A 26,192-nucleotide genomic window follows, 5' to 3' on the forward strand; every position below is an offset into this window, starting at 1 on the left:
GTTAATAGTTAATAGTTAATTGTTAATTGTTAATAGTTGAAAGTTGATAGTTGATGTGAATTTTTAGTAAATGGTTTGTTCGCATTCCTCTTTAGTTATTCCTACACCGTCTGTACACTCAAGTGTTCCTGTTGTTGCATTATAATCAATTTTTAAGATCTTACTTGGAGTATATATATACTCGTATCTGTTATCATCATACTCTTTCCAGCAGCTTTGAGTTCTGTTTCCACAGCTTGGTACCGGTATTTTTAATACATATTTGAATAATGAAGTTTCGTTTTTTCCGCTGTCAAGTGATATAGGGTATCCTTCGTCATTCAGATTTGTATTCCCGTCACCGTCGGGATCCCAAATATAATTATCATTGATAATCCACTTTCCGTGAATATTGTCAATTGAAGATTGTACAGATGTAACTACTGATTTGATTCCTGAAGATTTTGCATGTGTTGTGAGGTTTTTAAATTTGGGGATGGCAATTGACGCCAAAACCCCAATTATTACGATTACAAAAATAAGCTCTATTAATGTAAATGCTTTTTTCATTATATTAATATGTTAAGTTTGCTTCGATTGAAGATTTTCCTAATAAATTCTTACATTTCTCTATTGTTGTTTGATCTTTGAATTTAGAACAGTTAATTTCATAATTAACCCAACCGTCGCCTAATTCAATTCTCGCTACTATGTTACCGCTGTCATTATATTCAGTTGTGTTATTATCAGGCCAATTCCAGTTTTTACCTTTTAAAGTAATCAAATCTGAAAGATTATATTCTTTTCCTTCTAAGTCTCTATAATTAATTGCAGCTTCTACCGCTTGTTGCGCCGCATCTACTGTAGTTTTAACTACACTGTTCGCTTCAGCGTGCTGTTTAAGATTTAAAAACTTAGGAACAGCAACAGCTGCCAATAGTCCGATAATTACAATAACGAAAATTAGTTCGATTAATGTAAACGCTTTTTTCATTTTTACTCCTTGTCAAATTTTTGTATTATTATATCACAATATCGACATTTGCTTCTTAAACATTAGATATTTTATGCACAATCCATAGTACAAAACCTAAAATCAACATACTTATTATCGCCGTCACTATACTACCGGTTTCTACATTCACATTAACTCCTATTTTATCGCTTCTGTCAAATTCCACATCGGAAGGAATATACCAAGTGCAAGCGTCATTACAAATCCTGCTATCGCCGCTATCAAAATCGGCTCTATCAATACAGCTATATTATCGACAATATATCTGTATTTCTCAAGATAATAATTACTTACTTTTTGCAGCATCAATACAAGAGATCCGCTCTCTTCACCTGCAGCAATCATCTGAACAGACATATTTTCAAACATACCGCTTTCTTCAAATCCTTGTTTAATAGTACCTCCTGTCACAATAGCAGTTCTAATATGTTCAAACTGTTTTTTCATATATGTGTTATCAATAATATTAAGTGCAATATCCACAGCATCCAAAATCGGAATACCTGAGTCTATAAGCCTTTGCAGTACGTATACGAATCTTCCTGTCATGGCAAGTTTAATTACAGGACCTACAATGTATATTTTTAAAAGCAGTTTATCCATTTTGAGTCGGACATTTTCATTAGTATTATACATATAAGTAATCAATCCGAAAATAACGAAAGCTCCTAATAAAATATATAATCCATATTCTTGAATAGACGCCTCGATCCAGAGTAAAAACCTTGTTGGTAAAGGGAGTTCGGTATTTAATTGTGCAAATATCGACTTAAATGGAGGTATGACAAAGAGTATAACAATAACAAAAGCAATACTCATGGCAAACACTATAAACATCGGGTAACGTGTTGCCTTTTTTAATCTTTTTCTGTTATCAAGTATTTCATGCAATATAACGGATAAATCTTTAATTGCACTTGCCAAATCTCCCGTTTCTTCTCCGAGTTTAATCATTGAAACGGTAAGTTTTCCAAGTTCTTTTTCAAATTTTTCAAAAGCGGAGGTTAAAGACAACCCCGCTTTAATATCATTTTCTAAAGAATAAAATATCTGCCTTAATCTTTTATTTTTAATTGTGTCTTTTATATTTCCCACCACCATGTCTATTGCAAGTCCGGCATCCAGCATAACATACATCTGCTCTAATACCGCAATATATTCTTCAAGTTCCACTTTGGCAAGATCAAGTTTTTTAACAATTTCTTCAAATAAAGAAGGTTTTTTAAATTCTTCAATATTAATAATTACACCAAGTTTTTTTTCTCTAAATTTTTTGATTGCATCTTTTACGGATTTTGCAGAAATCACTATATCTTGCATTTTTCCGTTTTTAATATACTCTATTTTAAAGTACATCGACTTTAACCACCCTTAGAATTTCTTCTAAAGTTGTAATTCCGGCTTTTATTTTATTTATACCGTCATCAATCATACTTACAAATCCACTCTCTTTAGCCGCTTTTAATATTTCGATTTTATCTTTATTAATCGCGATTAAATGAGCAAGTTTTTCATTTATCACAAGCACTTCACTAATCATCTCACGGCCTATATATCCCGTAAATCCGCACTCTTTACAGCCTTGTCCTTTGTAAAATTTAATTTCCTCTTTTAAAAACGGCTTTATCATTTCAAGCTCTTCTTTTGAAGGAAAATACTCGGTTTTACAGTATGGACAGATTTTCCTTACAAGCCTTTGAGCCACAACTCCTATTAAAGAATCGGCAACCATATAGTTTTGAGCCCCCATTTGAATCATTCTTGTAACGGCACTCGGCGCATCATTTGTATGAAGCGTAGCTAAGACCAAATGCCCTGTTAAAGATGCTTGAATGGCAGATTCGAGTGTTTCAGTATCTCTAACTTCCCCAAGCATTATAATATCCGGATCCTGTCTTAAAATACTTCTAAGTGCTGTAGCGAATGTAACTCCTATCTTAGCGTTTACCGGTATTTGCTGAATAAGAGGTATTTCATATTCGACTGGGTCTTCAATCGTAATAATTTTTTTGTCGACACCTTTAATTTCATTTAAAGCCGCATAAAGAGTTGTTGTTTTACCGCTTCCCGTAGGACCAGTGACAAACACAATCCCATAAGGAGAGTGGATAAGTTTTTCAAATCTTTTAAGGTTATACTCACTCATTCCAAGTTCAGTCATACGAAGAAGAATTTTTTCCTGATCCAGAATTCTTAAAACCACACTCTCACCGTGAAGAGTTGGAGTTGTTGAAACCCTGAAATCATAAATGTTAGAATTGTAGTTTTTTGTAAAACGGCCGTCTTGAGGTTTTCTTTTTTCACTAATATCCATATTTGATAAAAGTTTTATTTTTGAAACAAGAGGGAAATAAATCTCTTTTTCAAATGAAAACAGCTCTTTTAACACACCGTCTGTTCTGGCTCTTACAATAAAGTTGTATCTTAAAGGTTCGATATGCACATCCGTCGCCCTGTCTTTAATGGCTTTTTCCAATATCAAATCAAGTAGTTCATCAATGGCACTAATACTTTCGGTTCCCCCGCTTTTTAGTTCTTTTTTTACTTTATTTATCAGTTCATGTGTGGAAATGTTGATTTTTAAACGTTCAATAATAATCTGTATATCTTTACTTAATGCTATAAACACTTTTAAAGGTTTAGGAGAAAATTTTTCAATTAATTCCAAAGAATCATAATCAAGAGGGTCCGCAGTGGCCACATATATATATTCATCATCTTTTTTAAAAGGAATTACATGATGTTTTTCTATAAGGTTTAGCGGAAAAGATGACAACAGTTCATAATCTATTTTTTCACCGTATAAATCCACAAAAGGAAAGTTAAGCTGTTTGGAAAGAGCTTCTAATATCTGCTTTTCTGTTGCAAATCCCAACTCTATCAAAATTTCACCAAGTTTTTTAAAAACCCCTTGCTGTTTATACTCGTTTTGTTTTTCTAACGCTTTACTAAGCTCTTCTTCGGTAATTATTTTTTCATGTAATAATAAATCCCCTAATCTTACTTTTTTCTTAATCATCTATACCATCGCCTTTTTATTAATTTTCCATCTTTAAATTCGTCAATATAAACTTTGTCATTTTTTTTATAAACATTGTAAGTAATGCCTTTTTGTTTATTTTCTATAATTATCATATCTCCTACTTTTTTAAAATTATCAGTTTTTAGAGCCTGAAATATATATGACAATATATAATCGGTCATCGGAAAAGAAAAAGATTTTAAAGAAATGCCGTCATACAGATAAGAATATATAAGTTTCTTTTCCATTAAAATAGTCAAAAAATAAATTGCGTTTTTTCTTCCGTAACTTGTATTTCTCAATTGATTTATAATATAAGGCAATAAATAAATACTATCTACTTTAATACATGAAACCCCAATAATGCTTAAAGCTTTTTCATTGTTTTTGTATTTTTTAATATTCTGGAATGAACAGATCTGATAATATTTTTTATTTAAATAATCTTTAACTAAATCAGCATGTAAGTTTAGGCTAAACAACAAAAGAAAACCTGATAAACTAATTAGTTTCATTAAATTCCCCCATTACTTTTTTAACGGACTCGTCCTTATGGTAATTATAGTATATTTTAAGTATTTTCAATGCTTCGTCTTTCTTTCCGAGTTTATATAAAGCCCTTGCACTCATAATCCACGAATCTGGTTTTTTATTATTTTGTGTATTGGCGTTTTTTGCCCATTTTAAGGCTTCTTTATAATTACCCTCTTGATAATATTTTTTTGCTAATGCCATACAGGTTTCAAAAGAAGGTAACGTTTGAGCTGTCATAATAAACGAGTTGTCTTTTTTAACTTTTACAGGAGATGTCTGTTGAGCCTGTTCTTGTTTTGGTTTAGGCATTTTTGATTCAGTTTTCCCAGGTTCAGTAATGTTTAAATCGATAATTAAATTTAATTTTGCATTACTGTTTTTTTCAGTTTTTGTTTCTTTTTTTATTTCGTTTGTTTTTATATCTTGTTTTATATCGGTTTCTTTTTGCTTAACAGGTTGTTTTTTATTTATTAGTTCAATATTTTTATTGTTTTGTGTATCGCTTTTATTTAACTTAAACAAATAAAAACTAACCGCTGCAGATAATATTAGTACAAATAATAATATTTTTAGGAGCTTTAATAATTTCCTTTTTTTACATTTTTTTTCTAATTCTAAAAATGTCATTTTATCAATCCTAATTCCAATGCTGTCATATCAATGATACAGTTATCGATTCTATTGTATTTTAGAGAGTTTCTGAAAGAATAATCAAGTAGCGTTAAAGCAGTAAAAATAAATTTCTTAGAAAGCCTAAAATTGCCTTTTGTAAGTTTGTATATTTTTTTTAGTCTTTTCTTATCAATTAAATCATATCTGTTGTTTTTTATAAATTTAGACATCACATATTTTTCAAATTCATCAAACGTAAGGGGTTTCATAAAAATTTTTTGGGTATATCTTGATGCAAACTGCGGTAAATTCGCAATTTTTTCGCCTTCTTTTTGATGCATACTCAATACAACTTGATTTCCGTTATCACTTAATAGTCTTAAAAATTCAATCATTTCTATAGGTAATAATTGGGCTTCATCAATTAAAATCACCTTGTTTTTAAGATTCTTATGTGTATTTAAAAACTCTTCTTTACTTAAAAAAGGTTCTTTTTGAAGAATGTATTTCTCGGGATATTTGTACTTTAAAAGTGAAAGCATATAACTTTTGCCGCTTCCGGGTTTTCCCAATAAAAAAATTATATTCGATTTAGTGGATATTAATTCTTCTTTTACTATTTCAAAATTAATGTAACTGAAAAAATCATTTATGTCTATTTTATCCCTAAACTCCTCAATAAGTTCACCTAACATTTAAATCCTCTAAACTCGGAAGTTTTTTATACCCGTAATCTCTTAATGTTTTTTTCTGTTTTAAGTCGATTATATGAGGAGTTATAACAAAAACAAGCTCTTTTTTTGTTGTAATTTCTTCTCTTGATGAGAATAAATATTTAATAATAGGAATTTCTTTTAATACCGGAACCCCGTTTACTTTTAGCTGTTTATCATCCGTAATAAGTCCTCCCAATACAAGAGTGTCGTTATCTTTTAATTTAACGACACTTATCATGGTATTATCTTGAGTATCCGGTGGCATATCCCTATTGACATTACTTAACTGTGTTGCATCTTTAAACGCACTGATTCTCGGATTAATACTTAAGATTATTTCTCCGTTATCACTTATTTGTGGTGTTATATCTAACAGCACTCCTACAAATTTAGAATCAATCGTGTATTCCGTTGTAGGGTTACCATTGTTATCCGTTGTAATTTCCGAAGCATATTTATAATAAATAGTATCTCCCACTTTAATTAATGCTTTTTGATTATTCAAAGTTACTATTTTAGGGTTTGAAATAGAATTAACATTACCGTTTTGAGCTAAAAAGTTTAAAAGCCCCCCGACATTAAATGTTGCTTCTTTGAATACGGCATTTGCTCCTATTATATTTGACGCCGTAATAGGAACACTTTTGTCCGCTAATGATAAGGAAAGTTGAGACCAGTCGATACCCGTTTTATGAGAACTTGAAAGAGTAACACTATATATTTTAACATCTATGAGCACCTCTTTATGCAGTCTGTTGTTTAAATCATTGATATATCTGTCAATTTCTTCAATCTGATTTCTGTCTCCAGTCACAGTCACCAAACCTGAGTTTTTATCAATTATTGGTTCTTTATAATTCGGATTAGTATTTTTCAGTATCTGAATAATATTATTTTTCAAATTATCCCAGAAATCAAATTTGTAATCTGTTTTTATCGTATTATCCGTGGAATCAATATTTGAAATACCGCTTATAGAATTAGGAATGAAATCAACCCTAAATGTTTTTGTTTTGTTATACGATACAATTAATGTATTGTTTTTTAATTCATAAAATAGATCCGCATGTTGAAACAATGTATTCAACAGCTCTTTAAAAGAAACATTTTCAACATTAATAAATTCAAGATTTTGATTAATCATTTTTTTTGCTTTTTTATCTTTTAATACTATATTCAACTTACATTCGTTAACTAAATCAGATAAAATCATCTTAAAGTTTACAGGATTTGCAATGTGTAAAGAAAAAAGTTTTTTATCACAATCAGTTGCAAACATTGAAGTTATAAATAATATTAAAATTAACAGTTTTTTCATTTTACAACCTTTAATATGTTTGATTTCAATACAAGTTTTTTAATTGTGTTATTTTTTTTAAGAACTACTTCATTATTGTTTATTTTTATAACTTTATAACCAGCTATTTCATCTCCTACTTTAACCCATACACCGTTTATATCGGCTTTATTTTGAAAAATTGCGTTTAAACTCAATATTTTATCTTGGGCCGTGATCTCTAAAGGTATATTTTTATTTACTATATTAAAACTGCTGAATATGTTATATTTTTCTATTTTCTTAAAATTCGGAGTATATGTTTGCATTTTTTTTATTTCGGTTATAACGGTATAAATATCTGCATTAAGAGTTATCAAAATAACAAATATTATTAATTTTTTCATAAAAGACTCCAAAAAACAATATTCATATCAAACTGCACTTTATCTTTTTTAATAATCTTCAACTGTGTTATCTCTTTTATTGCTTTGATCTTCTCCAGATTTTTAATAAATTCATAAAATTTATCAAACATTTCCGGTTCAAATTCGCCTTGAACGTTTATTATGTATTTTTTATATTCATCAGTATTTTTGTCAATTGTATATGACGCTTTGATATTGTTTTGTATTGCATTGTGAAGTACGTTTTTTAATATATTCAAAAAGTTTTTTTCATTTATATGCAATATTGAAGAAGTTTTGACTAACACGTTTAAATATTTCAAATCTTCATTTAACGAAACATTTTGTTTTTTTAATTTTTTTAACTGGGTTTTTAATTCACTCAATACTGATCTTAGAGAATTGGTACTTTCCAGTTTTTTCTTTAGTTGTACAATTTTTACATTATAATTGTCAATCTTTTCTTGTAAAATATTGTAATTATAGTTGTAATAAACTATAAACACGGCAATAATTATGGAAGCGTATAATAAAACTAAATTTTTCTTATCTAATGAGTTTAGATATTCTTCAATTCTATTCATCGTAACTCACTTTTGAAATATAAATTCCATCTTTGTTTTTTATCTCAGTTGATTCAACGTTTTTATAACCCAACTTATACATATCTTTCATAAAATCGGCAATATCCGAAGAATTACCAAACTCACTAACAATTAAAAGAGATATATTATCCCCGTTTTTTTCAAAAGATAATAGTTTCAAATTATATTTTTTTAATTCATTTACCAAATCCGCCAACTCGTTAGCAGTTAATTTTTTTCTTTGAATATTCTCTAAAAACATCACTTTTTCAGATATATCGGTAATTTGTTTTTGAATAGCAAGATTATCGGCTTTTATTTTGGCTATGACTTTATGATATTTAATTACAGCGGATTTCAAAAGTTTTTCTTCTCTCATATTTCTGTTAATTTTCTTTTTCAGTAATAAAATTTCGCTCTCTTTTTTCTTTATTGTCTGGTTTTTGACAAAAGCATCCACTCCTATAAAAAGAACAGACAGTATTATTAAAAGAACAAGTATCCCGCTTTTGGTTTTATAAAAAGGTATTGGCTTTGGAAAAATAGAAAAATTTTCGTTTTCGTTTTGATAATGTTTTGTATTATATATAGTTGCGGTATAATCAAACGCATCATAATCGGTAGGAATTTCATATTTTTTAAAAGCAATTCCGCTTAAATCCCAAAAAGAATTATAACTCTCAAATAAGTTTTCTATTTCAAATGGTGAATAAAAAAATATTCTATCAACTTTAGTAAGTCCGTAATAGCTTACCGAATAATTTATTAAATTACTGACTTTCATAAAAAACTGTGTAAAAAACGAATCAATAACATTAAATGTTTCAATATCATCGTAATTATCTTGATTCAGACCTTTTGTCATTAATATATTCTTCACTTCGTCAACTGACACATCAAGCTGTTTAGCTAAAGATGATAATTTACTTATACTTTTAACAAAAACAAACTCCCCGTTTTCAAAACAGCTCAAGAAAGCTTCGTTTTCGTCTAAATATATAAAAGCATCGTTTTGAGGTTTTATGTTGCTAATATCATAATAACTTTTAAAAACAAAAGGTTTAGCGGAAATAAAATCAATATATTTATATATTTTTAAATATTTTTCAAATTGCTTTTTTAAAACATCCGTTTCAACAATAAAAGCTTCGACATTGTAATGGTCATCATATTCTTTAAAAATATAATTTATTTTATATTCTTTGGAATAATCTAAAGAACCTTCCGTAAATACATATTTTTCCGCTTCAACCTCAAGCATTTCTTTATCGATATCTTTTGAAAGTTTAAAAGTAATATTTAATATATGGTTGTAACCTAAAGATGATGTAATAATACCTTTCTCATATCCAAGCTCTTTTTTAACAACTCTGTCATTTTCATTAATATATATGCTGTCTTTTGATAAATAAATTACTTTCAACCTCTCACCTTATTGAGCCTGTAATCGGATAAATTGTGAAATTTTGCTCATTATTTTTATATTTTAACGAAATAATTATATTAGTATGTATAATCTTTGTCAAATTTTCATCAATTTCACCGTCAAATGGCCTTCCTGCATTATCGAAGCAAATTGTATTCCCATTATTTAATCCGTAAACTTCAATGTTCGATTTAAATTTGTAATGTACCTTTTCGTTTGAATTTTTATCTTCATTGTTTAATATGTCTTTATTAAACGTAATACATACATAATCACTGTTCCCAATAAATTTATATCCCAACGCATTTGATTTTTTTTGTAATACTTTTTCTTTTAATATCTGAGTATCGGTAGTTAAAGTTTCATCAGGAATAAATTGCAGGCCGATAAAGCTTAATATCCCCATGATCACAATTACAAAAATAAGTTCCATCAAACTAAAAGCTTTCATTTAAGGCCTTTGCAATGTAACTTTTTCAAGTTTTATTTTTTTATTATCATTTTTGGGATTGGTAATGTTGGACTCTACCGTCACTTTTAACAATACATACCCGTGTGATTTAGGAGTTGATATTTTAACTGCATTATCACAAGGACAGTCATTTAAATCATAGCAGTAATATTTCAAAATATCGACATTTGCGATAAATCTTTTTTGTTCATCTTTAAATGTTAAATGTTCCAAACAGTTATTGTTAGTTTTACGGTTATATCCCTCAATAGCCATTAAAGAATTCTCAATAACACTTTGCATAAACAACTGAGCCCTTTGTTGCAAATAAGAATCACTTGTGTGCTTGATACTTATAAAAGAGATTTTAACAACAGCAACCATTAAAGCCGCCACCAGAAGCATTATAATAAGCGCACTTATGACTCCGAATGCTTTTTTCAAAATATTACCTTTTGTTTGGATACAGAAATATTGATATCTCCTCTTGATTTAAACATTTCAATTTTCATCATTAAATGATAGTTTATTTTTTTTACTTTAAAAGCTTTCACATTAGATGTTAAAACGGTTACATTACCGGTTCCGTCATCTGCACAAAAACTCTCACCCTTCCAAGGCCTGTAATTATAAAATAAAAGCAAATCATCATCTTGCAGATCGCTCCAGTTTAAATCATTGCATTTCCATTTATTTTGATCTAAATCTTTTTTTAAAGCAATTGCATATGCACTGTCTGCCAAATAAAATTTTTCATAAATTGAAGCATGCGTAATATCGGTATTATCATAATTTTTTAAAGTTAAAAAACAATTATTACCACTTTGGGAATAATCCGATATCCTGTATACCAAGTCTGCCCTGTTTCCATGCCACCCGAAAGAGTTGTTATAATCATTAAGTATGTTTTCACTGCCCCTATCAAAACTCCCGGCAAAAATAATCGATGTCAAATCTTTTAAATTTTGAGCTGTGTCGTATTTATTTTTTAATATCTCATTTATAAAGCCGCTGTTAAAATCCAATGCTTTAATAACAGGTTTATTACTTTCATATAAGTCTACAAATCCGCTTAAATTATCATCTACCATTGCATCATTCAAATATCCGATCCATTCTAAAATCGGATATTTATTATTTTGAATTATATTGCCTATATATTGAAATTCACCGGTCTGTTGATTATATCCTATAACGCTAAGAGGAATCCTGTTATATATTATCTGCGAAACCTGATCAAGTGTCTGCTGGGAAATAAATTCGAATTTTGAGGTCTGTTTGGCTATATAATTTCTAACATAAAGTTTACTTAATATCTGAAACCCTCCTATTAATACGAAAGAAAGTATCACAATTACAAATATAGCTTCGATTAAAGTAAATGAGGTTTTAAAGTTTTTAAGGTCGTTAGAGTTGGTAAAGTTGTTGGAGTAATTTTCCATTTTCCATTTTCCATTGTTCATTTTCAATTTTTTCACCACTGTATACCGTTTATTTTTATATGTCCAATATTCGCACTGTAATACACAATAGAAGAAATCTGTTTATTTCCATTCAAAACTTCAATGTAAACTCTTTTGATATTAGTTTTATCATTATTGCTTGTATTTGTAAACTCAAAATTTAAATTTTGAGTTCCATAATCATTTTTATGCCATTCGTCTGTATATCCGACATTAATTTTTAAAGTATATACAGTCCTACCGTTTTGTGTTGTATTAACTTCAATTCCGTTATATCCTTCAATATAATCAAATTCACCGCTATTATTAATCGGTATCGAACTTTCGAAAACAGCATTTTTACAGTTTCTGCTTCCTGCAAACCCGCCAAGCCTATAACCGCTTGTGGCATTACAGTCTAAAACATTTACGGGAGGATCGTTTACAAGTAAAATATCATCGTAATTTATATTTTGACGGTCATATTCTTTAAGGGAAATATCCATTATTTTAGACATCATATTAAAAATCGCATCTTCTTTTTTAGAAAACTCAAGTGTTTTATTGCTTACATAAATTATTTTAGGAATTACCGTAAATACGGCAGCTATAATCACAATAGTAAAAATAAGTTCTATTAATGTTATAGCTTTTCTCAATTCTCATGTTCCTTTTCGGCAATCAGTACATCCTCAATTACCTCATCCAAATCTCCGTCAAGTATATCGTCAACCCTTGAATATGCTTTATTGCTTCTGTTGTCTTTCACTTGCTGATAAGGGAAAAGAACATAACTTCTGATCTGATGTCCCCATCCCATCTCATCTTTAGGTTTACCTTCTTCCTCGGCTTTTCTTTTTTCAAGTTCAAGTTCATACAGCTTTGATTTCAACATTTTCATTGCCATGTCTTTATTTTTGTGCTGGCTTCTGTCTGTTTGACACCCAACAACAATACCGGTCGGGATATGTGTAATTCTTACCGCACTTTCAGTCTTATTTACGTGCTGACCTCCTGCACCGCTCGCACGAAACACATCTATTCTTATATCTTTAGGATCGATTTCTATTTCAATGTCATCATCAATCTCAGGCGAAACCTGCACCGATGCGAAAGACGTGTGTCTTCTACCTCCGCTGTCAAAAGGACTTACCCTTACAAGTCTGTGAATACCGTTTTCCGCTTTAAGGTACCCGTATGCGTTTTCTCCTTTTACAAGAAAACTCACATCCTTAATTCCAGCCTCATCGCCCGCCTGATAATCAAGAACTTCAACTTTCCAACCTCTTCTTTCCGCATATCTTAAATACATTCTGTAAAGTATCGAAGCCCAGTCGTGCGACTCTGTACCTCCTGCACCGGGATGAATAGAAATAATCGCGTTTTTCGCATCGTTTTCATCGCTTAGCATTACTTCGATTTCAAGATCCCTTATTATCTTTTTAAGATCCTGCACGTCGTTAAAAACTTCGTTTAAAGTCTCTTCGTCCTCTTCCATGCTTGCAAGCTCAAACATGTCTTTATTGTCCTGAAGGGCGGTTTTTGCTTTTTTATATTTTTCAAGTTTTCTTAAAATTGCGTTTTTTTCTTTTTGCACTTTAGCACTTGTTTTAGGATCATTCCAGAAATCCGGAGAGTTTTCCAGCTCTTCTATTTCTTTTAACCTTGCTTCAAGTTTTTCAGGTTTTAAAATAGACTCGATGTTTTCTATTTTGTTTTCAAGTTCCTTTATTAATTCGCTGTATTCATATGCGTCCATTTTTATCCTTTTATAACATATCAAAATTTATATATAATTCTACCAAAAAAGGCGGCTTATGAAAATTTTAAATTCACCTAAAGAAGCCATAAACTACACAAAATCGTTAAACGGAAGCATAGGTTTCGTCCCTACTATGGGAGCCCTGCATGAAGGGCATTTGAGTTTAATCGAAAAAGCAAGAAAAGAAAACGATTACGTAATAGTTTCTATATTTGTAAACCCAACCCAGTTTCTCCCGGGAGAAGATCTTGACAAATACCCAAGACGCCTTGAAGCGGATTTTGAGATATGCAAACGTGCTGGAGTCGACGCAGTGTTTACCCCTACGCCTGAAAATATGTATTCAAACGACGAAGTTTTAATAAAAGCACCTAAAATCAAAGGTTACATCTTAGAAGGTTTCAATCGTCCAGGACATTTTGACGGTGTTTTACAGGTTGTAAACAAACTTTTTAATATTATCCGTCCAACTCGTGCATATTTCGGTAAAAAAGACGCCCAGCAGCTGTATCTGATTAAACAGATGGTTAATAATTTCTTTTTTGATATCGAAATAGTAGAGTGCGAAACCAAAAGGGAAAAAGACGGCCTTGCACTCTCAAGCAGAAACATTTACTTAAGCGAAGAAGAAAGAAAAAGAGCTCTGAGTATCAGTAAAGCATTAAAAAGAGCCGCCAAACTATCTTCAAAAACGAAAAATATTGAAGAAATCGAAAAAGAAATGCTTGAAATTTTAGATGTTGACGAGCTTCAGTATATTGCATTTGTAGACAGGGACTTTAATCATATAGATGAAATAAAACCTGGAAACACCATTATCCTACTCGCCGCAAAAGTCGGAAGTACAAGACTTATCGACAATATATGGATATAGTTTATTAGTTGTTAAGGTTGGTTAAGGTTATTAAAGTTTTAACTTCAGCAACTATAAAGCTCTGAAACCTTAACAACTTTAACAACCCCAACTAACAATAAAAATTTTAACCAACCTCAACAACTTAAACAACATTATTTTACCTAAATATCTTAATCCCTCTTTTTGTTGAATTGGTATCGGTCATATTGGCTTCGGTTCCTTCAAATTCACCGCTTCCGACTTCCCCTTCACTATTTAGATTTTGCCAGGTTATTGTAAAACAGAAATGATTTAAACACGTAGAATCATTTGAAATATCATATTTTTGATTGAATTTAGAATACCAAAGCCATTTTAAATTAGGGCTTAACAAATGAACAACCGCAAATTTAACACTTGAATCACTCCTTGAGATTTTAAAAGTAATTACTCCATTATTTATTGAATCAACTGACACATCCACACCGTTTATCGAGTTTGATGCATTATAATCGCTGCTTATTATAATTTCGCTGTCACTTACGTTTCCGTCTACTGCATTATGACCGGTATTTTCATACCAGTTATAAATAACCTCCTGTCCGTCAGGTTTTAAATTACCAACACTGTCAAAAACAATAAAAGAGTAGCTTTTATTAAAATCATTTTCCGAAGCCAAAACATCACTTAGTAATAAATTACCATAATAATATTTGGCTTTTTTATTTAAATCCAAACTTCCGTTTGCATCACTGTCGTTTACGTCAATGGAGGTTATTTCAAATTCAAAAGGGTTTACAGGGTTTGATACATTTCTGTCAAAATTCAGATATACATCAACAGAAGTTGATCCGTTATTGTCGGTTGTAAAATTATTTTTGTCATAAATAAATGTAATATTTTCATCTTTTGAAATATTATTATCATATACATATCCGTTTTTATCGATATATTTATAAATAATTTTGCTTACATTCACATCCACATCGTTATGAGAAATATTTACAGTAATATTTTTTGCATAGCACTCTTTATTGTAGTTTTGAAGTATGTTTCCGTCTTTATCAACAGCACTAATGTTTAATTCCAAAAGAGAAGATATGTTCAAATCTTCATCATAATATGTAAAATTACTGTCGGTATCATAGTTTTCATATTTAGCATTTAAATCAAAATGATCTACCCCCACACTTATAGTGCTTTTTGCCTGAGAAATAAACCTCTCGGTTTCATTTGTATCGTCATTATCCACTACTGCAAACTCACTGCCGTTTATTTCCTTAACGGTTAAATTCAAATCCCCTACTTCATTATATTTAAGAGTAATATTCGCTTCACCGTCTTTAAACACCCCGCCGCTTACTTTCTCAAGGATACCGGTATCACAATTCGTTTTGCTTTCATTGTATTCGAAATCCACGCTTTGCCCGTTTACATAAATGCTCTCATTATAATCTTTCACCGGATTTCCGTTTACATCTACGGCTTTAACGGTTATATTAAATTCATTTCCGGCCTTTATATTACTCGGAATATTGGCAATAACGAATTTTTCAGGCCTTATTGCAAAATTATCGGTTGAATTTGATTCGTTAGCATCGTTTATTGGACATGTAGTATCTTCATTTTGTTTCCATTGTATATTTATTTTTGCATTCTTTAAAGCTCTGTTCACTTTTAAAGTTATATTTTTTTCATTTTCATTATTCCATAATGTTTTATTCCAATCACCCGTATAATTTTGTGCTATTACCCTGCTGCAAACAGTTCCGTTAAATTCCTGATATCCGGTACCATTTGTATCTAAAGAAGCCACTGTTATTATAAAAGGTTTATTTACAATTTTAGTTGTTATGTTTCTGTCTGTTATATTGTGGTCATCATTCCATGCATCAAATCTATATACTTCATTTACTTCACTTAAATGAAAATTAGCGCTAAATGCAAATATTCCGCCGACTTCCGGCATATGGTATCTCTCTTCATCGTGAGCTTCGTCTTCATCTACAACAAAACCGATTTTTTTATTAGTCAACTCACATCTTCTAAACCATCCTCCGTCACTTTCAAATCTGCTATCTTTCCATCCTGCAATAAGAGGAGTATTTTCATAGCTGTTTTGAAAAGAGACGGTTTTGCATCCGTTATCCCATCCTACGAAATAAGGACCTGTTTTTAAAACTTCAAAATCAATTTTTGTTCCATAATCATCTGTAAATGAACCTGTAAAATTTGCATCTGAGATCATATAACCTATTGTTTCGTCTTTCGTAACATTTCCTTCATCAGTCTCACTCATATCAAGGGCAAGCTGCAATTTACCGCTGCATAAATTTACCGCTGCAGTCATCCAAGGTACAGACGGCTGTTTTGGAATATCATTTTCTTCATTATTCAGTGTTTGTATATTTGCTACAACAGCCGGATTGCAAAATGAAACAGAAGTATCAACAGTATCCCATCCTATATCGTTTCCGCTTGGAGCGTATTTTCCCTGTACTTTTTTAGTGTTTATGCTTCCAACTTCAATCAAGTGGCCATCTAATTCATGAACACCCGTATTAATTGCAAAATAATTAAGTGTCTGTTTTACATGCGGTCCGTCTTCTCCTTCAGGCTCCACTATAATTGCATCAAACCCTTTTGTTGTTACATTTTTAATTCTGACACTTGCAGGATTGTTTCCGTATGTATCTATTACCATAAAAACAACAGGTATTGTATTAAAAGCTTTTTTAAATGCCACATGTGTCCATTCAGGGTCGGAATATGTGTTATTTAACGTGACCGTACCCCCTTCAAATTCTATAGGAGTAATTTCCCCGCTATAAGGAGAGCAGCAGAATTTACAGCACCTGCTTCTTCCGTCCCAGTTTTTACTGCTGCTTTCATTATTGTAAATATACTTGACATAACCAGAGTTTACAGCTGCATTCAATAGTGTAAACTCATCCGCATCGCTACCGATAGACTGACCATTTGGAGTATTGTCGCTTGATTTGTAATCACTGTTAAAAAGCAAACCTAATTCACCGCTATTAGGATGAGTAGAAAATGAGTGTTTATAATCACCATCCAAATAAAAATCTGTTCCAGTGTTATTTACGACAAAAGTCAGCATATGCCAGCCTGATAAATTCTGTGGATTAAAATTATAAGTATCCGTATCATCATCGTCACTTACATTTAATGTCCATGTATCATCCGTCACATTATGGGCAAAATAGATATAATCATAATCACTCCCCACTCTGTCCGCTATGTTAAAATAATTGTATGTTTTTTGCCATCTGCCTCTTCCTACTGTAAAATTAGTATGTCCAGCCGTATTAAGAGGAAATTTCACCCATAGATTTAATGTATAAGATGCAGGTAAAACATAATTGTTTTCCAGCATAACGGCTTTATCTTCTGTTGAAGTACTGTTTATATCACCTCCCCTGCATAGTAAGCCTTTTGTGGTATTAGCGTCGTTTAATGCCGTTGCGTCGTAATTAGCTCCCTCGATTCCATAATTTTTAATTTCATAGGTATTGGCATCATTATCCCACCTGCATTCATCCATTCTGTAATCAAGCAAAGCATCCGGGCACACATTACAGACTCTTTCACTTCCGTCATAATTGTATCCGTCTTTTTCATTATCGTATATCTGTTTTATCTGATTATCATCCAATGCATCTCCGAAAACTTTTACCTCATCTATATTTCCGGTAAAAAAGGTGTCTTTATGAATACTTGCTCCTATTGTAAAATTGCTTCCTGCAGCATTATCTATATTTCCCCCGCCACTCCACACATCAGAGGTGTATTTATTGTTGTTTATATATACGCTTACATTTCCGTCATTGTACGTTACACCCACAAAATACCACTGTCCTGTCTGAATACCACTTCCGATATCTGCATATTCATCTTTATTTTTTGTATCCAGATATAAATGTATGCTTCCGTCCGTATTTACTCCTATTTCCAGATTATCATTGTAACTGTCGGACGCTTTGGCTAAAAACACATTTTCAGTTTTATGATTTGTTTCTTTTGTTGTTAAAACTTCGGGTTTTATCCATGCGGTTATTGTGAATTTATTACTTGTTTTTCCCAACACATCGTTTAATATGTCACCCATATCTACATAATCGCTGCCGTTAAAATAGCCGTCTTTGCATAAAACTCCGCCGCTTTGGGTGTTTGCTCCGTTTACCGCTGTTCCGTTAAGCCCGTTGCCGCTGCTGTCTGTGACTTCGCCGTAACTGCCCTGCCAATAGCATTCATCAAGCTGCCAGCCGGCTTTAAGATCATAATTATAAAACGGTATAAACACAGTTTCACCGAAAGATATATCGTCTAAATCAGTGGAAGTTGCATTTCCGCTGCAAATTTTTATTTTTGAAACAGAATCGGTTTTTTGCATTACAGTCTGGTTAAAATCAAATTTATAACTTCCTGTAGTGTTTATATCCAGAGTTTTTATTAGATTGTCAGCGGCATCGTATATATCAATCTTATCGATTCCGTCTTTGTAAACATTCCTGACTCTTGATATAAAAATCTGATATCCGTTGAGAGGAGAATTAATATTCAGATTATAAGTAACACATTGTCCTTCATTGGCATCCGGATACCAGGATTTTGAAGTATCATCAATATCATACCAATCATCATTATCATTATTATCTCCTATGTGATGTCTGCCTATAAAATCAAAAGCCGTGGTAGTTGATGATGTATACAGCGTAATACCTGAAAACATGTAATCATCAATATCATCAACCCAATAACTATTGCAGCTTACCGTATCTCCCAGAGAATCATAACAGTCGCTTATTACCGCAATATCATGCCATCCTTTTGATAAAGAAAGATTGTTAACGGCAACAGTGTCATCACCGTCGTTTGCAGCTTCTCCAACTTCGTTGCCGTCAATGTATACTTTTATTTTTCCGTCAATTCCGACAGCGTTATTTAGTTTTAAGCCGGTAATCACACTGTCTTCGCTTAAATAAAATTTTGTAGGATTATTTAAATAATAATTATATGTATGTTCTCCATCAAAAGTTAAAGGCTCTTTTGGCGTATATCCATTAAAATCATCATTATCACCTGGATGAAGATTACCGTTAAGATATATGTCTGCGCTTAAAAAACGGCATATGATAAACAGTAAAACAATTATCTTACGCAATTTTCACTCCAATCAATAATATTACCAATCCAAACATAAAGGGCATTAATATTCTCAACAAGCCATCAAACCTTTTATAAAAAAACCATTCAACCCAAAAAACAAAAATATTAATAGCACCGAAAAAAACATACTTTCCAAAATAATCAAGCGTAGGTATTAAAACAATATCGATTTTATACATACCAAAAATCGTCAAAAAAAGACCTATGATTAAACCTACTTTTTCCATATACGCTCCTGTAATAATCTTGTCATATTATACCACTTTTGATAAAATCTTATAAAAAAGGATTTATTTGAAAAAGCTCTATTTAGCATCTTTGGGATGTGTTAAAAATTTAATTGACAGCGAGGTTATGCTTGGAAAACTGAAAAACGAATACACACTTACAGACAATCCGGGCGAAGCTGATCTGCTGATTGTAAACACATGCGGCTTCATAAACCCTGCCAAAGAAGAATCGATAGAAACTATTTTGGAACTTGCAAACGAAAAAAAAGAGAGTGCAATTCTTGCGGTAACAGGCTGTCTTAGCGAAAGATACAAAGACATCCTTCCAAAAGAGATTCCGGAAGTGGACGTATGGAGCGGTGTCGGGGATTTTGACAAAATAGACGAACTCGTCAAAACAAAAAGCTCAAAATTCTCACCAAACGTTTACCTCATCCACAATGAAGAGAGGGTAATAACAGGCAGCAGCTATCACGCTTACATTAAACTCAGCGAAGGCTGCAACCAAAAATGCGCATTTTGTGCAATTCCAAATTTCAAAGGCAGACTAAATTCAAGGGAAATTCCCGAAATTATTGAAGAGATTAAAAGATTAAAAGCACAAGGATTCAAAGATTTTTCACTCGCAAGCCAGGACTCAAGCTCATATTTAAGGGATAAAGGTATTAAAGACGGACTTGAAAGATTAATTGACGAAATTGATAAAATTGAAGGAATTACTGTTAGAATCTTGTATCTATATCCGGCGACAACAACCAAAAAACTGATAAGAAGAATATTCGCTTCACCCGTTGTGGAAAACTATTTCGATATGCCAATCCAGCACATCAGCGAAAAAATGCTTAAAATCATGAGAAGACCTGGAAGCGTTGATAAACTCAAATCACTTCTGTATGAAATGAAAAAAGAATTCAGTTTCATAAGAACATCCGTAATCGTAGGACATCCAGGTGAGAGTGAAGAAGACTTTGAAGAGCTTAAAAATTTCATAAAAGAGTTCGAATTCGACAGGGTAAACGTATTTGCCTATTCAGACGAAGAAGACACGGCGGCATTTAAAAGAAAAGACAAAATTTCTCAAAACATAATCGACCAGCGTGCAAAAGAGTTGGGTAAAACCGTAAAACAGACAACAAAAAAAGCGCTTAAAAAATATCTGAATAAAACATGCAGATGCTACCTTGACGGTCTGACGGAAGATGAACTCTTCTACAGTGTACGTCCAAAACTCTGGGCACCTGAAATCGACGGTGATATTTTAATTAATGATAGCGAAATAGAAAATCTTGAAATTGGAAACCTTTATAACGTAAAAATAGAAAATTTAGCGGGAGAACAGTTAATTGGAAAAATCATCAAATAATTTACTCGCTTTCTCGGCGGGAGTTGACTCTACTGCACTTTTTTTCTGGCTGATAGAAAACAATATTCCCTTCGATATAGCAATAGTTAATTACCATACAAGAAAAACAAGTAATGAAGAAGTAGAATACGCAAAAGAACTTGCAGAGACATATAATAAAAAAATTTATATTAAAGACTGCGTTTTACCTAAATTTAGTGAAAAAGAAGCAAGAATATGCAGATATGTATTTTTTGAAGAGATAATAAAAAAACACGGTTATCATACACTTATAACAGCCCATCAATTAAATGATAGATTCGAATGGTTTTTAATGCAGTTTTCTAAAGGTGCGGGATTAAAAGAATTAATAGCAATGGGTGAATGGGAGGAGAGAGAGTTTTATAAAATATATAGACCTTTTTATAATATATCTCGTAATGAAATTGTAACTTTTTTAAATGAAAGAGGTATTAAATATTATACGGACGAATCAAATTTCGATAAAAAATATAAAAGAAATTTTATAAGAGATGAATTTTCAAATAAATTTATTACTCTTTTTGAAAATGGGGTTAAAAAAAGTTTTGAGTATCTTGAAAAAGATTTGGATCTTCTGTTTCAAAAAGATTGGAAAAAAAATAAAAAATTATATTCATTTAAAAAATCCGAACCGGAAATAGATATAAAAAAAACAGATCTAATATTAAAAGAACTCGGAATTATAATGACAAAACCTCAGCGTGATGAGGTTATAAAAACGGATTTTTCTTGCGTCATACAAGGGAAAATAGCAATAGACTCCAATGAAAACACAATTTACATCGCCCCTTATATTAAAACAACGATGGATAAAAAGTTTAAAGATAAAATGAGAAAAGAAAAAATACCTCCTAAAGTCAGAGGATATTTATATTCAATTGAAAATAAACAATGGAAAATGGAAAATGATTAACATTACCCCTTATGATATCAACCCTAACAAACTTTTTTTTCATTTATATTTAAATTTATAAAATAACATCCTTCACATCAAATATATAGTGCGACACCAATTATATAAATTCAATAAATCTAAAAACACAACAAAGACTATTGTCTTAATGTTGCGATTATTCTTTTAGGCTTTATCAGAAGCTCAAACGCATCTTCTATAGTTTTACAAACAATATCTGCATTTATAACCGATTTAACACTTGCCCCTTCATTTTCTATGACACATATTCCAAGTTCAGCGGCTTTTAACATTAATGAATCATTACTTCCGTTTCCTACTGCAAACACAAATCCAAGCTCTTTTACAAATTCTTCTTTTTCTTTTGTATGGTTTGAAGTTGTTAAAATTTTAAGTTTTACTCCGGTATCTTCTAAATTTTTTGCCGCACTTCCGTGGGTATCAGAAGTAATAACGTAAATATCGAATTCACTTTGAAGTTCTTTAATATATCTTTTTACACTTTCTTTTACTATTCCGTCTTTCGCAATCGTCCCGTTGTAATCAAGAACTATGTGTTTAATAACCAATTCACCGATATTTTGAATTTCGAGTTTCATTGTTTGCCTTTTTTTAGCAAATTATATCTTGAAATAATTAATTTTTATAAACTTGACATAAATAAGATAAAAGTTATACAATAATTAATAATAGATTAAAAGGAGGTTAAGATGAGATTAAGAAGATTGTTTGCATTTATGGTTGGAATATTTTTCTTAAGCGGTTGTGTTGGAACAACAACAAATGTAACCACGTCTAATCAAAACGTTAACGAAATAGTAAAATACAAGGGACCAAAAGCAAGGATAGCAGTTGCTTCATTTAAATGTAAAGCTGCAAAATGCAATGGGCAAATAGGAAGTGGTATAGCTGATATGTTAACAACAGCATTGTTTAATAGTGGGAAATTTATTGTAATAGAAAGAAGCAATGAAGGTTTTTCAGCAGTTGAGAGAGAATTACAATTGTCTCAGGGAATGATCAAACAAAACAGACAAATTAATAATTTAGAAGGTGCGGACATATTGGTAGTTGGTGCAATAACCGCTTTTGAACCAAAAGCAGGTGGCATAAGTGCAGGTGGTATTGTAATTCCAAGAGGTGTGCCTGTAATAGGTGGTATCAAGTTTGGTAAAGATGAAGCTTATATTGCAGCCGATATCAGACTTATTGATGTAAAAACCGGAAGAATTATTAATGCAACTACAGTTGAAGGACAGGCAAGTAAATGGAACATAGGTGGAATCGGTGGAGGTTTTACAGGTAATGTCGCACTGGGTGCAGGATTAAGCACATATAAAAACACGCCTATGGAAAAAGCTATAAGAGACATGATTAATAAAGCAGTTGAAAAAATTGCACAGTTAATCCCTGATAATTATTACAGATATAATGCAAACGGCACAGTAAACAATCAGTTAAACACAACTATAAACACCCAGCAAAACACCGTAAAACCTGTAACACATACATTACTATTCAAAGAAGATTTCGAAAAATACGGAATAGGACAAACTACTCCGTTTGGTAATTGGAAAGGTGATAAATTTGAAATTCAAATGGGTGTACAAAGTAACGGTATGATAGGAAAAATGATAAAAGCTCATGAGTGGAGAAAAGTTTGTTTAGAAAATTTTAAAGCCAAAAATATAATATTTACTGCTGATATGAATGGTAACGGTACTTTTTATTTCAGAGTTGTAAATAAAAAACCTTTTATTGGTTATGCGGCACATATTTCTAAAGACGGTAATATAAAATTAGACAAAATTGCAGGCCAGACAGTAATGACAATTGCAAAAAACAAAATAAATTTAGCAAAATCAAAATGGCATAAAGTAAAAATTGTTACAAAAGATTCCCATATTGCTATATATGTTGACGGTCAACTCGGAATTGACATCAATGATAACGATAAAACTTTAACACAAGCGGGAAGTATATGTATAGGTGCGGATTGCTGTGACGCATTTATTGACAATATTTATATTTATCAAAACTAAAGGATAAAAAATGAAAAATATATTATTAACTTTTTTCTTTTCCTCTGTTTTATTTGCAAACAGTAATCTTTGCAACTTATTGCCCAAAAACCTAAATAACTACAAAGAATCTTCGAAATGCGAGTATACAAACATACAATCAAACTACGGAAAAAGTTCACAAGCTTATAAGGAGTATAAAAACGGCAACAAAAAAATTTCTATTCAATTAATTAAAGGTAGTATGGCTTATCAAATGATGACACCTTTTATGATGCCGGTTCAAGTAGAAACAAACGATATGATAATGAAAATTACAACATGTAAAAATTTTAAATGCGCTATTACTTATGATAAAAAAGAAAACGGCGGTGTAATTATTGTTTTAATTGAACAGAACATACCTGTGATTTTGACATTAACTTATGAAAAAATGAATATTGATGAAGCTATGAATCTTATAAATAAATTAGATTTAAAAAAAATTAAAAACAGTTTGTAGTGGTGGTCGCGACAGGATTCGAACCTGTGACCCCTACCATGTCAAGGTAGTACTCTAACCAACTGAGCTACGCGACCTTTTGGTTAGAAATTTTACCAAAAAAGTAATAATATGCAAACATTAAAATCGCAAAATCTATGCATACGTCAGCAAAATTGAAAATTGCGAAATCAAATCCGCAGTGCCAGTACACATAATCGACAACACCGTCTCTTACAAATCTGTCAAAAAGATTTGAAAATGCGGCAGCAAACAAAATACCACTGATTAAAGGATGATTGTTTAAAAGTTTTTCTTTATAAAAAACATACAAAAGTATTAAAATCAAAAATAATTGTATATATTTAAGATATTCTCCCAAAAAAGCAAACATTGAAAAAGCAACACCTTTATTGATAGCAAGTGTTAAGGAAATGCATTTGCTATGCCACTCAAGACCATGCAAAAACAGATATTTTATATATTGGTCAATAATAAATATCAAAAAAAAAGCAACAAAGAATTTAATTAATATTTTTCTCTCAACTCTCAATTATCAATTCTCCGTTATCATGAAAGTTTGCTTTTAAAAAATTCTTTTAGTTTTACAAGAAGCTCTTTTGCTTTATTTTCACTTTCACCTTCAACCAAAAGTCTTAGTTTGTTTTCAGTTCCCGAATATCTAACAAGGTGTCTGTATCCTTCTTTTTCAACTTCATCAAGAAGTTCTTTTGCACCTTCTATTTCATTTAACGGAGGTTTTGAAGATACCTGGATGTTTGCTTGTATTTGAGGGTATAATTCAAATAAATCAAACGCTTCGCTTGCTTTTTTACCACTCTGAATTAAATATGCAACAGCCTGAAGCGCGCTTACAAGACCGTCCCCCGTTTTAGCATAATCACTGAATATTATATGTCCGGACTGCTCACCGCCGAAATTTAAATCTTTTTCTTTCATAACTTCGAGCACATATTTATCGCCAACGTTGCTTCTATATACTTTTATACCCATATCATTTAAAAACTTCTCCAAAGCTCCGTTACTCATAACCGTTACAGCCACACCGTTATTTTTAAGTTTGTTTTGTTTATGCAGATAATATGCGAGAGCGCCTAAAAGTTTATCTCCGTTTACTATTTCACCTTTTTCATCAACAACTACAAGCCTATCCGCATCTCCGTCAAGCGCAAATCCGATATCCGCTCTGTATTCAAGCACTTTTTTAGCTAAAAACTCCGGATGCATAGCTCCTGCATTCTGATTAATATTAAACCCGTCGGGTTCATCGTTTATTGTAATTACATCAGCACCAAGTTCCGTGAATATTGTAGGTGCAACTTTGTAAGCTGCTCCGTTTGCGGTATCAAGAACAATTCTCATACCGTTTAAATTTACATGTTTAGGAAACGATGATTTTATGTGAACGATATATCTTCCGATTACGTCGTCGATTCTTTTACTTTTACCGATTTCTTTTTCTGTTTTAAGGTTAAAGTTGTTTTCAAAATATCTTTTTTCAATTTTTTCCTCAAATTCCTGTGAAAGTTTATTTCCGAAACTGTCAAAAAATTTTATTCCGTTGTCATAATACGGATTATGACTCGCGCTGATCATTATCCCGCCGTCACATCTCATGTCTTCCGTTAAAAACGCAATCGCAGGTGTTGGCATCGGTCCTATTTGAATAACGTCATACCCTATTGCTGTAAGTCCGCTAACAAGGGCATTTTCTATCATGTATCCGCTTCTTCTTGTATCTTTACCTACTAAAATTTTCCCTGTTTTTTTAGGTAAACATTCACCAAAAGACATCGCAAGTTTCATTGCTAAAAAAGGTGTTAAAAATTCTCCAGCCTTCCCCCTTACGCCATCCGTTCCAAAAAGTTTCATCCGTTTCCTTTAAAAAATG

The 26,192-nt window shown here is 31.5% G+C and carries 26 protein-coding genes and 1 tRNA gene; 5 read left to right on the plus strand and 22 right to left on the minus strand.

Features of this window, described 5'->3' with window-relative positions:
• Nucleotides 1-63 precede the first annotated feature (63 nt).
• The 16 genes from NAMH_RS06725 to prfB form a co-directional block, all read right to left on the minus strand.
• Nucleotides 64-549, minus strand: a complete 486-nt coding sequence (locus tag NAMH_RS06725; protein WP_015902488.1) for a type II secretion system protein — start codon at nt 547-549, stop codon at nt 64-66.
• Nucleotides 550-553: 4 nt separating this feature from the next.
• The gene (locus NAMH_RS06730) at nt 554-973 is read right to left on the minus strand and encodes a type II secretion system protein (protein ID WP_015901978.1); all 420 of its coding nucleotides are present in this window, start codon (nt 971-973) and stop codon (nt 554-556) included.
• 159 nt (nt 974-1,132) lie between these two features.
• Nucleotides 1,133-2,350: a type II secretion system F family protein gene (locus NAMH_RS06735; protein ID WP_015902173.1), complete on the minus strand. Its 1,218-nt coding sequence runs from the start codon at nt 2,348-2,350 to the stop codon at nt 1,133-1,135.
• Nucleotides 2,340-4,013, minus strand: a complete 1,674-nt coding sequence (locus NAMH_RS06740) for a GspE/PulE family protein (protein WP_015902772.1) — start codon at nt 4,011-4,013, stop codon at nt 2,340-2,342. The genes NAMH_RS06735 and NAMH_RS06740 overlap by 11 nt, the downstream gene beginning before the upstream one ends.
• Nucleotides 4,010-4,531, minus strand: coding sequence for a hypothetical protein (locus NAMH_RS06745; protein ID WP_015902392.1), 522 nt, complete (start codon nt 4,529-4,531; stop codon nt 4,010-4,012). The genes NAMH_RS06740 and NAMH_RS06745 overlap by 4 nt, the downstream gene beginning before the upstream one ends.
• Nucleotides 4,518-5,177 (minus strand): CDC27 family protein, encoded by a 660-nt coding sequence (locus NAMH_RS06750; protein WP_012663674.1) that lies wholly within the window; start codon nt 5,175-5,177, stop codon nt 4,518-4,520. Before NAMH_RS06750 ends, NAMH_RS06745 begins: the two co-directional genes overlap by 14 nt.
• The gene (locus NAMH_RS06755) at nt 5,174-5,857 is read right to left on the minus strand and encodes an AAA family ATPase (RefSeq protein WP_015901913.1); all 684 of its coding nucleotides are present in this window, start codon (nt 5,855-5,857) and stop codon (nt 5,174-5,176) included. The genes NAMH_RS06750 and NAMH_RS06755 overlap by 4 nt, the downstream gene beginning before the upstream one ends.
• Nucleotides 5,847-7,196 (minus strand): type II secretion system protein GspD, encoded by a 1,350-nt coding sequence (locus tag NAMH_RS06760; protein ID WP_015902445.1) that lies wholly within the window; start codon nt 7,194-7,196, stop codon nt 5,847-5,849. The genes NAMH_RS06755 and NAMH_RS06760 overlap by 11 nt, the downstream gene beginning before the upstream one ends.
• The gene (locus tag NAMH_RS06765; RefSeq protein ID WP_012663475.1) at nt 7,193-7,561 is read right to left on the minus strand and encodes a hypothetical protein; all 369 of its coding nucleotides are present in this window, start codon (nt 7,559-7,561) and stop codon (nt 7,193-7,195) included. Before NAMH_RS06765 ends, NAMH_RS06760 begins: the two co-directional genes overlap by 4 nt.
• A complete protein-coding gene (locus NAMH_RS06770) occupies nt 7,558-8,145 on the minus strand; it encodes a hypothetical protein (RefSeq protein WP_015902717.1) in 588 nt (195 codons plus the stop codon). The genes NAMH_RS06765 and NAMH_RS06770 overlap by 4 nt, the downstream gene beginning before the upstream one ends.
• Nucleotides 8,138-9,568, minus strand: a complete 1,431-nt coding sequence (locus NAMH_RS06775) for a hypothetical protein (protein ID WP_012663693.1) — start codon at nt 9,566-9,568, stop codon at nt 8,138-8,140. Before NAMH_RS06775 ends, NAMH_RS06770 begins: the two co-directional genes overlap by 8 nt.
• Nucleotides 9,569-9,572: 4 nt before the next feature.
• Nucleotides 9,573-10,022: a prepilin-type N-terminal cleavage/methylation domain-containing protein gene (locus NAMH_RS06780; RefSeq protein WP_015902058.1), complete on the minus strand. Its 450-nt coding sequence runs from the start codon at nt 10,020-10,022 to the stop codon at nt 9,573-9,575.
• Nucleotides 10,023-10,466, minus strand: a complete 444-nt coding sequence (locus NAMH_RS06785; RefSeq protein ID WP_012663492.1) for a hypothetical protein — start codon at nt 10,464-10,466, stop codon at nt 10,023-10,025.
• Nucleotides 10,463-11,503 (minus strand): type II secretion system protein, encoded by a 1,041-nt coding sequence (locus NAMH_RS06790; RefSeq protein WP_041361637.1) that lies wholly within the window; start codon nt 11,501-11,503, stop codon nt 10,463-10,465. Before NAMH_RS06790 ends, NAMH_RS06785 begins: the two co-directional genes overlap by 4 nt.
• Nucleotides 11,497-12,123 (minus strand): type II secretion system protein, encoded by a 627-nt coding sequence (locus NAMH_RS06795; RefSeq protein ID WP_012663750.1) that lies wholly within the window; start codon nt 12,121-12,123, stop codon nt 11,497-11,499. Before NAMH_RS06795 ends, NAMH_RS06790 begins: the two co-directional genes overlap by 7 nt.
• Entirely contained in the window at nt 12,120-13,223 is a 1,104-nt protein-coding gene (prfB, locus tag NAMH_RS06800) for a peptide chain release factor 2 (RefSeq protein ID WP_015902594.1), read from the minus strand. The genes NAMH_RS06795 and prfB overlap by 4 nt, the downstream gene beginning before the upstream one ends.
• A 58-nt stretch (nt 13,224-13,281) precedes the next feature.
• Between prfB and panC the strand changes: the two genes are divergently transcribed.
• Nucleotides 13,282-14,100, plus strand: a complete 819-nt coding sequence (gene panC / locus NAMH_RS06805; protein ID WP_012663696.1) for a pantoate--beta-alanine ligase — start codon at nt 13,282-13,284, stop codon at nt 14,098-14,100.
• 139 nt (nt 14,101-14,239) lie between these two features.
• Here the strand turns inward: panC and NAMH_RS06810 are convergent, their stop codons facing one another.
• A complete protein-coding gene (locus NAMH_RS06810; protein ID WP_015902329.1) occupies nt 14,240-19,246 on the minus strand; it encodes a LamG-like jellyroll fold domain-containing protein in 5,007 nt (1,668 codons plus the stop codon).
• Nucleotides 19,239-19,478 carry a hypothetical protein gene (locus NAMH_RS06815; protein WP_012663632.1) on the minus strand — a complete coding sequence of 80 codons (240 nt, stop codon included), beginning with the start codon at nt 19,476-19,478 and terminating at the stop codon, nt 19,239-19,241. Before NAMH_RS06815 ends, NAMH_RS06810 begins: the two co-directional genes overlap by 8 nt.
• Before the next feature lie 67 nt (nt 19,479-19,545).
• Between NAMH_RS06815 and rimO the strand changes: the two genes are divergently transcribed.
• Both rimO and tilS read left to right on the plus strand, forming a co-directional pair.
• On the plus strand, nt 19,546-20,844 hold the full coding sequence (rimO, locus tag NAMH_RS06820; RefSeq protein ID WP_015901884.1) for a 30S ribosomal protein S12 methylthiotransferase RimO: 1,299 nt from the start codon (nt 19,546-19,548) through the stop codon (nt 20,842-20,844).
• Nucleotides 20,825-21,778 carry a tRNA lysidine(34) synthetase TilS gene (gene tilS / locus NAMH_RS06825; RefSeq protein ID WP_015902216.1) on the plus strand — a complete coding sequence of 318 codons (954 nt, stop codon included), beginning with the start codon at nt 20,825-20,827 and terminating at the stop codon, nt 21,776-21,778. The genes rimO and tilS overlap by 20 nt, the downstream gene beginning before the upstream one ends.
• Nucleotides 21,779-21,915: 137 nt before the next feature.
• Here the strand turns inward: tilS and NAMH_RS06830 are convergent, their stop codons facing one another.
• Nucleotides 21,916-22,377 carry an HAD family hydrolase gene (locus NAMH_RS06830; protein ID WP_012664017.1) on the minus strand — a complete coding sequence of 154 codons (462 nt, stop codon included), beginning with the start codon at nt 22,375-22,377 and terminating at the stop codon, nt 21,916-21,918.
• A gap of 111 nt (nt 22,378-22,488) precedes the next feature.
• Between NAMH_RS06830 and NAMH_RS09035 the strand changes: the two genes are divergently transcribed.
• Both NAMH_RS09035 and NAMH_RS06840 read left to right on the plus strand, forming a co-directional pair.
• Entirely contained in the window at nt 22,489-23,820 is a 1,332-nt protein-coding gene (locus NAMH_RS09035; RefSeq protein WP_015902656.1) for a CsgG/HfaB family protein, read from the plus strand.
• A 10-nt stretch (nt 23,821-23,830) separates the two neighbouring features.
• Nucleotides 23,831-24,301 (plus strand): hypothetical protein, encoded by a 471-nt coding sequence (locus NAMH_RS06840; RefSeq protein WP_012663541.1) that lies wholly within the window; start codon nt 23,831-23,833, stop codon nt 24,299-24,301.
• Here NAMH_RS06840 and NAMH_RS06845 read toward each other — a convergent pair.
• From NAMH_RS06845 to glmM, 3 genes are all read right to left on the minus strand, one after another.
• Nucleotides 24,302-24,378, minus strand: a tRNA-Val gene (locus NAMH_RS06845).
• The gene (gene lspA / locus NAMH_RS09110) at nt 24,369-24,833 is read right to left on the minus strand and encodes a signal peptidase II (protein WP_015902099.1); all 465 of its coding nucleotides are present in this window, start codon (nt 24,831-24,833) and stop codon (nt 24,369-24,371) included. The genes NAMH_RS06845 and lspA overlap by 10 nt, the downstream gene beginning before the upstream one ends.
• A gap of 17 nt (nt 24,834-24,850) precedes the next feature.
• Nucleotides 24,851-26,173, minus strand: a complete 1,323-nt coding sequence (gene glmM, locus NAMH_RS06850; protein WP_015902229.1) for a phosphoglucosamine mutase — start codon at nt 26,171-26,173, stop codon at nt 24,851-24,853.
• Nucleotides 26,174-26,192: the final 19 nt, after the last annotated feature.

The sequence above is a fragment of the Nautilia profundicola AmH genome (genome assembly GCF_000021725.1).
GTDB classification, from domain to species: Bacteria; Campylobacterota; Campylobacteria; order Campylobacterales; family Nautiliaceae; genus Nautilia; species Nautilia profundicola.